The sequence below is a fragment of the Nocardia fusca NBRC 14340 genome (assembly GCF_001618425.1).
In the GTDB taxonomy this organism is placed as follows: Bacteria; Actinomycetota; Actinomycetes; order Mycobacteriales; family Mycobacteriaceae; genus Nocardia; species Nocardia fusca.
This window is the reverse complement of record NZ_BDCU01000029.1, coordinates 140,548-153,354: the sequence shown is the minus strand read 5'-3', so window position 1 is coordinate 153,354 and position 12,807 is coordinate 140,548. Positions and strand designations below refer to the sequence as shown.

At 66.4% G+C, this 12,807-nt stretch carries 12 protein-coding genes; 9 read left to right on the top strand and 3 right to left on the bottom strand.

Annotation, left to right across the window (positions count from 1 at the left end; genetic code table 11):
* Nucleotides 1-52 precede the first annotated feature (52 nt).
* Nucleotides 53-1,234 (bottom strand): NAD(P)/FAD-dependent oxidoreductase, encoded by a 1,182-nt coding sequence (locus NF4_RS18035; protein ID WP_063128487.1) that lies wholly within the window; start codon nucleotides 1,232-1,234, stop codon nucleotides 53-55.
* 216 nt (nucleotides 1,235-1,450) lie between these two features.
* Entirely contained in the window at nucleotides 1,451-2,074 is a 624-nt protein-coding gene (locus NF4_RS18030) for a TetR/AcrR family transcriptional regulator (RefSeq protein ID WP_198165369.1), read from the bottom strand.
* 188 nt (nucleotides 2,075-2,262) lie between these two features.
* Between NF4_RS18030 and NF4_RS18025 the strand changes: the two genes are divergently transcribed.
* From NF4_RS18025 to NF4_RS18015, 3 genes are all read left to right on the top strand, one after another.
* Entirely contained in the window at nucleotides 2,263-3,036 is a 774-nt protein-coding gene (locus NF4_RS18025) for a cysteine hydrolase family protein (RefSeq protein ID WP_232330534.1), read from the top strand.
* A gap of 726 nt (nucleotides 3,037-3,762) precedes the next feature.
* Nucleotides 3,763-4,725 (top strand): cytochrome P450, encoded by a 963-nt coding sequence (locus NF4_RS18020; RefSeq protein ID WP_198165368.1) that lies wholly within the window; start codon nucleotides 3,763-3,765, stop codon nucleotides 4,723-4,725.
* A gap of 161 nt (nucleotides 4,726-4,886) precedes the next feature.
* A complete protein-coding gene (locus NF4_RS18015) occupies nucleotides 4,887-5,108 on the top strand; it encodes a hypothetical protein (RefSeq protein WP_063128484.1) in 222 nt (73 codons plus the stop codon).
* A gap of 684 nt (nucleotides 5,109-5,792) precedes the next feature.
* Here NF4_RS18015 and NF4_RS18010 read toward each other — a convergent pair.
* Nucleotides 5,793-6,590: an SDR family NAD(P)-dependent oxidoreductase gene (locus NF4_RS18010; RefSeq protein WP_063128483.1), complete on the bottom strand. Its 798-nt coding sequence runs from the start codon at nucleotides 6,588-6,590 to the stop codon at nucleotides 5,793-5,795.
* A gap of 66 nt (nucleotides 6,591-6,656) precedes the next feature.
* Here NF4_RS18010 and NF4_RS18005 point away from each other — a divergent pair, with 66 nt between their 5' ends.
* From NF4_RS18005 to NF4_RS17980, 6 genes are all read left to right on the top strand, one after another.
* On the top strand, nucleotides 6,657-7,268 hold the full coding sequence (locus tag NF4_RS18005) for a TetR/AcrR family transcriptional regulator (protein WP_232330533.1): 612 nt from the start codon (nucleotides 6,657-6,659) through the stop codon (nucleotides 7,266-7,268).
* 432 nt (nucleotides 7,269-7,700) lie between these two features.
* Nucleotides 7,701-8,405: a TetR/AcrR family transcriptional regulator gene (locus NF4_RS18000; protein WP_063814622.1), complete on the top strand. Its 705-nt coding sequence runs from the start codon at nucleotides 7,701-7,703 to the stop codon at nucleotides 8,403-8,405.
* A gap of 129 nt (nucleotides 8,406-8,534) precedes the next feature.
* Nucleotides 8,535-10,220 carry a (2,3-dihydroxybenzoyl)adenylate synthase gene (locus NF4_RS17995; RefSeq protein WP_063128481.1) on the top strand — a complete coding sequence of 562 codons (1,686 nt, stop codon included), beginning with the start codon at nucleotides 8,535-8,537 and terminating at the stop codon, nucleotides 10,218-10,220.
* Nucleotides 10,217-11,842, top strand: coding sequence for an FAD-dependent monooxygenase (locus NF4_RS17990; protein ID WP_063128480.1), 1,626 nt, complete (start codon nucleotides 10,217-10,219; stop codon nucleotides 11,840-11,842). Before NF4_RS17995 ends, NF4_RS17990 begins: the two co-directional genes overlap by 4 nt.
* The gene (locus NF4_RS17985) at nucleotides 11,829-12,467 is read left to right on the top strand and encodes a VOC family protein (RefSeq protein WP_063128479.1); all 639 of its coding nucleotides are present in this window, start codon (nucleotides 11,829-11,831) and stop codon (nucleotides 12,465-12,467) included. The genes NF4_RS17990 and NF4_RS17985 overlap by 14 nt, the downstream gene beginning before the upstream one ends.
* Nucleotides 12,464-12,781, top strand: coding sequence for a hypothetical protein (locus NF4_RS17980; RefSeq protein ID WP_063128478.1), 318 nt, complete (start codon nucleotides 12,464-12,466; stop codon nucleotides 12,779-12,781). The genes NF4_RS17985 and NF4_RS17980 overlap by 4 nt, the downstream gene beginning before the upstream one ends.
* The last annotated feature ends 26 nt before the right edge of the window (nucleotides 12,782-12,807 follow it).

The window sequence follows — 12,807 nt, the reverse complement described above, 5'->3', positions numbered from 1 at the left end:
CCGCGGGGGCCGGGAAACTGTGCGGCTTCGCGGCCCCGCGGACCCCGAATGGTCATACGGCCTTCCGGGTGGCACGGCCGCCCTTCGACAGCTGTACCGGGATCTTCACATAGCGGCTCGCCTTGGCGGCCACCGTCGGGCTGCTGCTGACCTGTTCCTTGTAGATCACCGCGGCCCGGCCCCGGAGATACCACCTGTTCGGGGTGTCGTCTGCGTGGGTGAACTGGATGACCGCGTCCTTCCGGCCCAGACTCACCGGCTGGTGGAAGTAGCCGAAGCGCAGCGGTTTCACCACTTTTCCGCGCCGGAGCCGGGCTATGGCGGCGGCGGTGTAGTCCGCGGTGACCACACCGCTCTGGCAGGTGCCGTGCAGCTGTCCCCACGCCTGCTGCACGCGGGCGGCGTCCCCGACGGCGTGGATCTCCGGGTGCGATATCGAGCGCAGAGTGGCGTCGGTGATGATGAGTCCTTTCGCGTCGGTCGCGATTCCGGCCGTGGCGGCGAGCGGCGACACCCGTACGCCGGTGGTCCACAGGGTCAGATCCGAGGCCACGACCTCGCCGGTGTCCAGCCGCACGGCGTCGGGGAGGACCTTGGTGACCTTCACCCCGAGCGTGCGGACCACTCCCAGCCGGTCCAGGGCACGGTTCAGGTAGGCGCGGGCCTTCTCGCCCATCATGGTGCCGGGTTCGGCCGCGCTGATCAGGTTGACCGTCAGCCCGGGGTGCGCCTCGGCGATCTCGGCGGCCGTCTCGATGCCGGTGAGTCCGCCCCCGCAGACGGTGACGGTGCCCCCTGCTGCGGCGATCTCGGGCAACCGCTGCGCGAAGTGATGCGCCAGGGCGGGATTGTCGAGGGTCCAGGCGTGGTCCGCCGCGCCCGGGACAGAGCTCGTATCGGTGGTGCTGCCGAGGGCGTAGACCAGCCGGTCGTAGTGCAGGACCGCGCCGTCGTCGAGGGTGACGGTGCGGTCGGCGGTGTCGATGGCGGTCGCCGCGGCCCGGTGGAATTCCACGCCGGTCCCCGCCAGTAGATCCGGAATCCGCAAGTCGGCCAGCTCCTGGCCCGCGGCGACCTGGTGCAGGCGCAGCCGCTCGGTGAAGCGGGGAGAAGGGTTCACCACAGTGATGTGAGTGTTCAGTCTGCGGGTGTAGCGGGCCAGGCGGGCGGTGGCGATCAGACCGGTGTAGCCGGCGCCGAGGACAACGATCTCGTGGGCAGTGTCGGTATTCATCGTTCTCTCCGTGAAGGGGCTCGTCCGTTGGGTCGGCTATTGGACAGAGCAGGCCCGGAGAACGTGACAGTTCGTTATGTGATCCCGATCACATGGCCTGCCGCCGTGTCCGGGCGCCGCAGACCCGCTGTGCCGATTCGAGACGATCACCGGCCCACGCCGCGGGAGCACGCCATCCGGCCGGAATACTCGCTGTCTCCACCTCGGAGACGGGGCTCAGTCCGCGGCAGGGACCGGGCTCTTCGGCGCCAATTGGACACCGGCCAGGCCGGACCAGCACAAACCGGCGGTCGTGGCAACGGCTTCGTGTTTGGGCAGTCGCTTACCGGTGACCACCCAGTCGCGCGCGCAGGACTGCGCGATCCCGACCATCTCCGCCGCGATGAGCCATCCCCGCTCGGCCCGCAGCGAGGCCGACGGTGCCAGCGCCTGCAACAGGGCATCGGTGCAGATCGTGGTGGCCTGGCGTGCCATACGCTGCGCCGAAGGCTCCTCGGCGTCGGCCGCGCCGGCCAGCAGGGCAGCGCTGCGCGCGTGGTTGTCGGCGAAGTCGAACACCGCGGTCACCGTCGCCACCACGATCGATCGCATATCCCGGGTGGCGGCCAATGCCGCGCTGAGCGTGGCACGCAATACCTGTACCGCCTCGTGCAGAACCGCCAGATAGAGTTCGAGCTTGCTCGAAAACGACTTGTACAGTACCGGTTTGCTGATCCCGGCCCGGCAGGCGATCTCGTCCATACTCGCCGCCCGATAACCGCAGGCGGCGAACAACCCGGATGCCGCGGCCACGATCACGCGCCGCCGTTCCTGCCTCGCCCGCATTATTTCCGTGTTCACCGCACCGACCACCTCCTCGGGCACTGACGTTACCGATGGCCGGGCCCACCGGCTGCACTGCCCGGACGGTCTCCTGCCGGACCCCGGGCGAATTGTCGTCACGTCGCGGCGCAGCCGAGGTGGCACAGGCCTCGAATCCCGCACCGGCCGCGGGGCGTCCCCGCAGATCTGCGCCCTCGACTCCGCCGATGAGCCCGGATGTGCGCCGCCGCCCCGACCAGCAGCCCATAATGGGAGTTCGCCTGCTGGAGGCATTGAGGCACAGCAGCTTTCGATACAAACAAGGGGTGTTCGTGGGGTCGTTGGCATTGCTCGTGGTGGACGTGCAGAACTCGTATCTGGTGCAGGATGTCCGGGACGCCTACGGGTGGCCGCCGCTATGGAGGCGGGACGAGGTGGTGGCCGAATGCCGATCGTTGATCCACGAGGCGAGGTCGCAGGGGATTCCGGTGATCTATTCGCGCCAGGTGTCCTCGTCGGCGATGACACCGCGGTCGGCCCGCCACCGCGCGAGCCGCGCGGATCGGCTGCCGGTGCTGTCCGAGGAGGAGAAGCTGTGGCGTTCGCAGATCATGGATGCCGTCGCACCCGAACCGGGGGAGCTGGTACTCGACAAAACCCGGCACAGCTTCTTCGCCTACACCGAGCTCGACCCCGTCCTGCGCACGCTCGGCGCCGATCGTCTGATCGTCTGCGGACTGCAGACCAACGTCTGTGTGGAGGCGACGGTCCGCGCCGCCCTGGAACGAAATTTCGAGGTCGCCGTTGCCGAGGACGCGGTCACCACCGACGGACCCGATCTGCACATCGGGTCGTTGAACTCGATGCGGGTCATGTATGTCGAGGTCGCGCCGTGGCGCGAGCTCATCGCCGCCGGCGCGACATGGGACCGCGCGTATTCGACGCCGCACTATGGCCGCAGCCCACAGTATTGGGCCGACCCGCCGCATGTTTCGGGCTGAGGTATCGCCCATGCCGTTGCGACGGCCGTGAACGCCGTCGTTTCGGTCGGTTCGCCGCCGCGGCGCGGCAGCGATCGTCGAGCCGTCCTCGAAACCTTCGACGGCCCGGCCGGTGATCCGGCTGTGTTCGTGAGCGGCTTCGGCTAACGATGTCGTGACGGTGTGCCGGGGCCGGACGGAGGTACGGCGGTCGGCAGGGTGCGTCCGATGTGCCCTGCTCGAGCGAATCGGAGACGGCGTCACCCGAGCCCGCCGCCCGGCGCGGCGTGGACCGAGACGCGGTCGGAGACCGCCACGGTGGCGTGCCGGCCCCGAACCCGGCGTGGCCGAGCACTTGGCCTGCGAGCCCGATGCCCCGCACCTGATCACTCAGGTCACACCCACCTTTTGTCCCGGATCCGGGCATGGTGATCACCGCCGCGGTCCATACCGGCCTGGACGAGCCGGTTAGGATTGAAAGGCTACGTCAGGCCTGCGGTTGTACGCAGGTCCAGTGGATGGGTTCAGCTCGAAAGCACCTGATGAACCGCTCACCCCTCTCCGTGAGAGGACCGTTCGATGGGTTTCACAGAGATGCTCCGGTTCCGGCGCGATCCGTTGGATTTTCTCGAAAATCTTCGCCGAACCAGCTCGGGGGAGGTGTTCAGGCTGCCCTGGGGCGGGTGGTGTGTCGGCGATACGGGCCTGGCGCTGACGGTGTTGAACGACCGCGCATTCAATGAGGGGATGTCCGAGTTCTTCGGGTCCATGCTGCCTTCGCGGTCTGTGCAGGTCGATTTCGGCCGCGCGGCGCGCGCGATTCTGCGGACGCATGCGCCCCGGTACCGCGAGTCCCTCGCGGCCGCGGCGATCGAAATGTCCTCCGTCACCCGCTGGCCTGCGGCGGGGGTCGAGCTGGTGTATCGATGCACCGCGGATGTGCTGCTGCACCCCGATGGTGCTCCCGAATTGCGGCGGTTACTGGAACGGAACGCACGCGTGGGTGCGCTTCGCCCGGCCCGGATGGGGCAGCGGGCGCGGGCTCAGCTGCTGCGCGCCGAACTATCGACCGTGCTGACCGAGCAGGTCCGGGCTCGGCGCCGCGACACCGGCCACGCGGCGGAGTCCGGACCGCGGGATCTGCTCGATGCGGTGATCGGTGCCTGCCCCGACGAGGTCCCCGATTCCACGGTGGCGCAGCTGTATGTGCTGATGTTCCGGTCCATTGTGGGACCGCTGGGCTACTCGTTGGCGTGGTCGGTGCTGCTGGGCAGTCTCCACTCTCCTGGCTCACCATGGCCGTGGCCCGTCGACCGGGTCGTACGTGAGGCCGCGCGGCACCGGCCGGTCTCCTGGATGGTCAGCCGTCCCGTCCCGCGGCCCACCGAGTTCGGCGGAGTCGCCTTCCAGGCCGGTGACCAGCTTTCCGTCAGCCCCTACCTGCTCCACCACGACGAACAACGTTGGTCCAGACCAGGGGCGTTCCGACCCGACCGTTGGGCTCGACCGAGTGCGAACGGCCCCTACGTACCCTTCAGCTCCGGCCCCTTCACCTGCGCGGGCGCCGCGGTCGCCCACGATCTGGTCACCGCAGCAGCCGCCGCCCTCACCGAGAACACCTCGCTGCGCGTCATCGGCGGCGGTGACACACGCCCGATCGTGACCAACGCGGCGATCCCCAGGCCGTTCACCCTGCGCCGCACCCCATAGGCCCTGTCCGCGCTCAATACCAGCCCCGGGAAGGAGGTGACATCATGATCAAGGCATTGCGGTTCATCCTCACCAACAAGCCCACCCGTACCTGGAACCCCGCTGAGTACGGCTGATCCTGCGACCGGCTGGATGGCTCCGATACCGCGCACGAAAGGTACATGAGCCACCCGGCCACCGCCTACCGGCGTAATCATCTCGGCAACGTGACCGGATTGGACACCGAGGTCGTCGTCGGCGTCGAATCGATTCGGCTCGACCTCGTCGACGATGACATGGACGGCCCCGAGCGGTGCCTCCAGCGTATCGGCGACAATTCTGGCCACCGCACGGATGCGGCCCTGCACTTTTCGGCTCGGGGAGCCCCGATCGGATCCAGGTAGGACAAGCCACTCCACAGAGGTTTCGAGGCAATCGGCTGCCGGAGTGGGGGTCAGGGGTTCGAGTCCCCTGAGCTCCACAAAAATAGCAGGTCAGGCCCGGTCTTGGACCGGGCCTGACCGGTTTTATTGTGTCTGGCCCCGCGTTTACCCCCCGTTTTGGTCCTATCCTGTTTGCCGCAATCGATGCGGTCGCGTGGCAGCTGTGTCTACCGAGACCGGACCGACGGATTCGATAGCAATCGTGTTGACCAACGGCCCTGGATGCCGCGTGGCTGCGATGGAGCTGTCGATGCTCGTCGAGGGACGGGGTCCGGCCAATGGCAGCTCGAACCGGAACTGCTGCGCCCGTGTCTCCCAGTTTTGCACGCCGCCCCCAGTGCAAGCTGATGGATAGGTTGCCGCGTCGGCTTGTGACCCCCTAGCGATTGGACGGTATGCACTCCGATTTCCCGGGCGGCGGCCCCGGGGGTTGACTCACCGACTGCCTTCGCCGGCTCGCTCCACAGTTCGCCTCCGCAGGGGCTATTGACCTGCGGCAATCGTTGTCGCGGGTCGGCGCCCTCGGTAGGACACGCACAACATGGGCAACTGGAAAACCCCTGGTCATAGGGGGTAGCTACTCGATCTGAGCGTGGTGACCTGCTTGTGCGATTGGCTGCCGAACCCCGTTGGGTCTCTCGATGGTCAAAGGCGCGAGCCGCCGGTGACGTCGATGGTCTGTCCGGTGATGTAGCGTGCGTCGGCGGAAACGAGGAATGCCACGACGTCGGCGACTTCGGCCGGCTCGCCTATGTATCCGAGCGCGACCTGGGGCAGGATCTCGCCGCGCGCTTGTTCGTTGCCGCGTAGCCAGGACGCGTTCATATCGGTATCGATGATTCCGGGTGCGACGGCGTTTACGGTGATCTTGCGAGGCCCGAGATGCTGAGCGAGGGTGTGGGTGAATGCGTCGATCGCTCCCTTGGTCATGGCGTATCCGATGACATCGGCCATGGCGATCCGGGTCACCCCCGAGGAGAGATTCACAATTCGTCCGCCTTCGGCGAGCCGCGGCAACCCGGCCTGTGTGATGAGAAATGGTGCGGTGACATTGATCTGCTGCTGGCGGTGGAAATCCTCGCCGGGGAAGTCTTCGATCAGCCCTCGTATGGTTACGCCGGCATTGTGGATCAGTGCGTATACCGGTGCCCCACGCCGGGTACCTGCGGCCGCGTCGTAGGACTTCCAGAAAGACCGGTCGATGCCCGGCTCGGTGAGGTCGGCGGCGAAAGCGAAAGCGCGACCGCCGTCCTTGCGGATCTGTGCGATGACGCGGGCTGCGGATTCTTCGTTCGTGCCGTAGTGAACGGCGACTTCATAGCCGTCCGCGGCGAGGCGCCGGGCCGTCGCGGCGCCGATACCGCGACTTGCGCCGGTGACGACGGCGATCGGGACATCAGCAGACCGGGTCGCGGTCTGGGCGGGGGCGTGGGTCGTTGTCATGATTCCACCCTTCCATACGTGTAGTGATCACTACAAGTATGATGGGCACGACCGAGAGAATTGGAGGTGACCGTGGTTGCGGTAGCGGGTCAGGGTCGCAGGTTCGTGCTGACCGATGTCCTCGACGCGGCGACGCAGGTGTTCTGGCGATACGGTTACGAAGGAACGAGCCTGACAATGCTCACCGACGCCATGGGCATCAGGCCGCCCAGCCTGTACAAGGCGTTCGGATCCAAGGAGGGCTTGTTCTTCGCCGTGATCGAGCATTACAACGCCACCCACGGCCGGTTCGTCGCCGAGGCATTCGCCGAGGAGCAGAGCAGTATCGGCATCACGGGCCGGATCCTGCGGGGAGCGGCGCGCCATTACGCGCGACCGGAATTCCCGGGCGGCTGCCTGGTCATCAGTTCCGCGGTCACGGTGGCCCCGGATAATCAACACGTCGCCGACCGGCTGGCCGATATGCGGAACACGAATGCGGCGGCCCTTGCGCGAGTTTTCGAACGCGACATCACTTCTGGCCGCTTGCCGTCCACTGCGGACCCGGCGCAGCTCGCCTCGTTTGTCGGTGCGACCCTGCAGGGAATGAGCCAGCAGGGCCGCGACGGAGCCGACAGCACCCGGCTGGAGTCCATCGTCGCTCTGGCGCTGAACGCCCTGCCGAAGCCGACCGAATAAGGTCGGATCCCTCTGCAACGAGGCGCGATCTGCCACTCGGCCCAACTGCCCGCCGCGACCGCCAACGCGCGCACCCGGCGCTGCATCGCCTCCCGATCGGTCTCCGGAGTGCAGTCCTTTCCGCGTGGACGCAGAGCGCGTTGAGACCTCGACACGGCGAGCCAGCGTGAGCGCTGGGACGCCGGTGGGCTCGGCGAACCGCCGTACTTATGGAGGATGGGCCTGCCTACTGATCCGGAAAACGCGAGCTTGATTTGAAAAGCGCCGGTGATATGTCCGGGTCACTCAGCGGGCCAGTTGGGGCCGACCTCACACTGTCGCCGACCGCATCCGCGGGGCGGCGGCGGGGAGTCGCTTCGCGCCACGGCTGAGTGGCCAGCGGGCGTGGTGCAAGATGAGCGTGAGCGGATCAACCATGGAGGTGGGGTGACGATGGCCCGGGAGCGCAGTCGTAAGCGGCTCGTGTCGAACGAGTTGCTGGAGCATTCGGCGCGCTTGTTCGCGTCGCAGGGATATGCGAACACTTCATTCCAGGACATCGCGGATGCCATGGGGATCAGCCGCCCCGCGCTCTATCACTATGTGAGCAACAAGGAAGAGATCCTCGCCGCGTTGGTACGCGACGTACTCGAGCGCGTTGTGGAAATCCTGGAGGAGACTCGGGCCCAGGAGCAGCTGGCCGAGGATGCCCGTGTGGAGGAGGCGCTGCGCCGGATCATCGTGAACAATGCGCGCAACACAGCCCGTTTCCGGCTGCTGGACCGGAGCGAGCCGGACCTGCCGCCGGAGATCGCCGAGATGCACCATCATGCTCGGCGCCAAGTGCTGGAGTTGTTGACCGGGTTGATCGAGGATGCGATGCGGGCGGGGCGGTTCCGGCCGCTGCCTGCGCGGACGGTCGCACTGGGAATGCTGGGGATGGCCAATTGGGTTGCTTGGTGGTATCGCGGCACGGCCGATGGTGATCCCGACGCGGTCGCCGACGTGTTGGTCGATCTGGCGATGACGGGTATGCGGCGAGAGGACGATCGGCAGCTGCAACCCGGCCCCTGGGCGGCGTTGGCGCTGCTCAAGGAGGATATCGCCCATTTGGAGAGCGCCCTTGCCGTCCATGACGACCGGCACGCCGACGGATAACCGCACAGCTCAACCTTCGTACCTGCCGAATAGTTGACAGTCGTGTAACAGCGACTTATCTTCGTGAGCATGCTTTTGACAACAGTGTCGATATTTCGACACTCAAGTAAATCGCGGTAGGGGCATCCGATGACGTTCGACACCTCTGACGCGTTACCGCAGTTCTCGGCGGAGCGTGTAGCGCATTACCGGCGCACCGGCCTGTGGACCGGGGAAACGCTCGGCGAGGCCTTGCGCGCAGCGGCACGTACACATGCGGACCGCACTGCGCTGGTCACCATCGAGGGCCGGCTGACCTATGCCGAACTGGACGAACTGACGGAGTGCTTTGCCGCCGGGCTGCTGGCCCGAACCGCCTTGCGGCCTGCGGATCGCGTTGTTTTCCAGCTCGGCAATGTCGCTGAGACGGTGGTGGCCTACTACGGATGTGTGAAAGCGGGAATTGTCCCGGTCTGCACGCTTCCGCAGCACGGTGAGCGGGAGATAAGGCATCTCGCGGCGCACACCGGTGCCAAGGGGCACCTGGTGCAGGCGGATTTCCGCAACCGGGACCTCGTCGGCCTCGGGACGGCTCTGCAGGGGGACAACGATGCGCTGGACACTCTGATCGTCATCCGTGGCGCCGCACCGGATGCGGCGTCCACTTACGGGGACATTCTCGAGGCCGGTCGTGCCCCGCGGGCACGCGCGCATCTCGCCGGCATCAACATCGACCCGAATGAGCTGGTGGTGTTGCAGTTGTCCGGCGGAACGACCGGATTGCCGAAAGTCGCTCCCCGCCGGCACGAGGAGTACCTCTACAACTCCCGGGTGTGGGCAGAGGCTCTCGAACTGACAGAAGAGTCGGTACTGCTGCACCCGTTGCCGATCATGCACAATGCCGGGACCGTGGCGGCAATGCAGCCGGTGCACCTGGTCGGGGGCACCGGTGTGCTAGCCCCGGGCGCCGACGCCGGACCGATCCTGGAGCTGATCGCCCGCGAGCGGGTCACAGTGATGCCGGTGGTACCACCGGCGGTCGCGATCCGGATGCTCGACCACGATGACGCCCAGCGCACCGATCTGACCAGTATTCGGCGGTTCGTCATCGGCGGACAGCGTCCCAGTCGGGAACTCATCGCCCGGCTCGAGCGCGAACTGGGAATAACCGCGCTCCAGATGTTCGGAATGGCCGAAGGCCTGTTTCTCTTCACCCCGCCCGATGCGCCGGAGCAGGTTCGGCTGGCGACGGTGGGCACGACGATCTCGTCGGCCGACGAGGTCCGCGTGCTCGATATCGGCATCGAGGACGAGGTGCCGGACGGAACCGTCGGTGAGCTGGCATGCCGTGGTCCTTACACCATCCCCGGCTACTATCGGGCCCCCGAACACAACGTGTCGGCTTTCACGTCCGACGGTTTCTATCGCACCGGTGACCTGGTGATCCGGCAGGTGCTGGATGGACGCACGTACTACGCCATCGACGGCCGGATCAAAGACGTCATCAACCGTGGCGCGGAGAAGATCCATGCTGATGAGGTCGAGGAGTTGCTCGTGCGTCACCCCGGCCTCTCCAACGCAGCGGTGGTCGCCATGCCCGACCCGGTTCTCGGCGAGCGGATCTGCGCGTACGTCATCGTGGCGGAGGGGGAGGAGCAACCGGACGTCACGTCGATCGGGGAGTTCCTGCTCGATCAGGGGCTGGCGAAATTCAAGCTGCCCGAGCGAGTCGAGGTCGTCGACGAGTTTCCGCTGACGAATGTCGGCAAGGTCTCGAAAAAGGATCTGCGGGCCGACATCGAGAAGAAGATCGAGAAGGAGAGCGTCGAACAATGAGGCTCGAACACATCGCCGTCCTCGGCGGAGGTCCGGGTGGGTTGTACGCCGCTCGCCTGCTGAAACTGGCACATCCGGACGCCACCGTGCAGGTCTTCGAGCAGAGCACGCCGGAGAAGACGTTCGGGTTCGGTGTCGCGGTCGCGGGCCGCACCCAGCGCAACCTCGAGGAAGCCGACCCGGCCACACAGGCCGATATGGTGGCAGCGGGCCGCCCACACGATATGCGGATGATTGTCGGCGATCAGGTGGCCCGGGTGCACAACGGTCCGCTGATCGGCATCGCGCGCACCGAGCTGCTCGCCGTGCTCGACCGACATGCGCGCGACGCCGGCGTGGAGCTGCACTACGGGGAGCGACGTCGCTTGGAGGAGGTCGACGCCCAGCTGATCGTTGTGGCCGACGGGGTGAGCAGTCAGACGCGCACCGAGCATGCCCGGGACTTCGGTGCCGAGGTCGAGGTTTCCGGTGGACTCTACCTCTGGGCGGGCGCGGACTTCGCCCTCGACAGCGCGATCTTCGCACCCGTGACAACCGCGCACGGCACCTTCGTCACCCATGCCTACCCCTATGCACCCGATCGCAGCACGTTCCTGATCGAGACCGACGAAGCTACTTGGCGCGGTGCGGGTTTCGATGTCACCGGCGAGGCGACCGCGCCCGACGAGTCCGACACCACCTCCCTCACATACCTGCAGGACGCCTTCGCCGAGCACCTGGACGGTCACCACCTCATCGGCAACCGGACCCGCTGGTCGCGTTTCCGCACAGTGCACTGTCGGCGGTGGACCCGCGGCAATGCCGTGCTGCTCGGCGATGCCGCACATACGGCCCACTATTCGGTCGGCTCGGGTACCAAGCTCGCGATGGAGGATGCGATTGCCTTGCGCGACGCCATCGACAAGGGTGAGGACCTTGCCACCGCGCTGGCCACCTACGAGCGTGAACGCCGCCCGCAGGTTGCGCGGTTGCAGGAACTGGCGAGGCGTAGCCGGCTGTGGTGGGATTCCTTCCCGCGTCGCACCAACCTGCCCGTCGATCAGCTCATGGTCTCCTACATGACCCGTACGGGGAACGTCGGGTTGGAACGGTTCGCGGGCACGAATCCCGATGTTGTCCGCAATGGACTCGCCGAGTTCGCGGGCGTCGATACCTCGCTCGTGCCGGACGAGGGCTTGGTGGACTGGGTCCTGAGTCAGCCGTTGGTCCACAGCGAGCGGGAATGGAACACGCGGATGCTGTCGCCGGCCGACCGGGACCGGCTCTCCACACCCCTCGAAGACTCTTCCCGGACACCTTCGAGCGAGTGCGATCTGGTGCGGGTGACCGTCGAGTTGGACGACCCGTGGAGTTCCGAGGCGGACGTATTGGTCAAAGGACTCAACGATCTCGTCCTCGCCGGCCGACGAGGATTCTGGCTCACCGGACCGGCCGACCGGGGAACCCTGTTGACCCGGCTCGACCTGGGCGAGCGGCTGCGTGCCGAGACGACCGGACTCGTCGTCGTCGACGGTGCGGCGGAGAACCTCGACGACCTCGCCGCCGGTATCGCCGCCGCGCGTACCGACCTGGTCTGTCCACTGTCATCACTGACGAAGGAGACACACGATGACGCTGCCTGATATCCAGACTGAGCACCGGGTGAAGGGCGTCGACCACGCCGCCTTTCCCACCTTCGATCCGGCCGCGACCGTGCGCTTCTACCGCGACACCCTCAAATTCCCGGTCGTGCACTCCATCTGTGCCGCTGGTTGGGGGCCGGAGGACCACCCGGATTTCATCCACTTCTTCTTCGATATCGGCAACGACGACCGGATCGCGTTCTTCTACTACTTCGGTATGCCGAAGCCGAACACAGAGCCCGCCAAGGGCGATGTGTACGCCCGGTTCGGCGCCGATGTGCCCGACTTCTTCGTGAATTCCCGGCACCTGGCCATTCACGTCGATTCCGAAGAAGATCTGCTCGAGTACCGGCGGCGCCTCGACGCCAGTGAATGGCCCTGCGAGATGCAGGTCCAGCACGAGACCATCGAGTCGATCTACACCCACGATCCCAACGGATACATGGTCGAGCTCACTCGCGCACTGCGGCCGGTGACACCGCAAGAAGACTTGGATGCCGAACTCACCATCGAGGCGCTGTGCGAGGTCGCGTCCGGGCCGGATCCGTCGCTGGACAAGCTGCTCACCCGCAAGGCCGAGCTGATCGTCGATCGCGCTGCCCAGTGGGAAGCGGTGACGAAGTGACCGCCGTATTCGTACTGGACGTCCCGGAGAACGAGGGCGTCGTCCGGGTCGCCGAGCAGGACGCCCTGTTGGAGGTCCGGAAGGTCGGGCCGTACTTCCTGATCGCTCTCGGTTCGGACGGTCGCGAAGAGCGTCCGAGTGGGGATCTGGGCGAGGACGTCGGTCCAGGACATACCAGCACCGCCGAGCAAATCATCATCGACCGGCGGGCGACCGAATGCCGCCACGCCGTCTGGTACTCCGCCCTCGCCGGACTTCAGGACGCGCGTGTCGCCCAGCACGACAAGAACGCGCTGCGGATCGTCCGCCGTTAGCCCGCCACCAACCAAATCAGGATGAT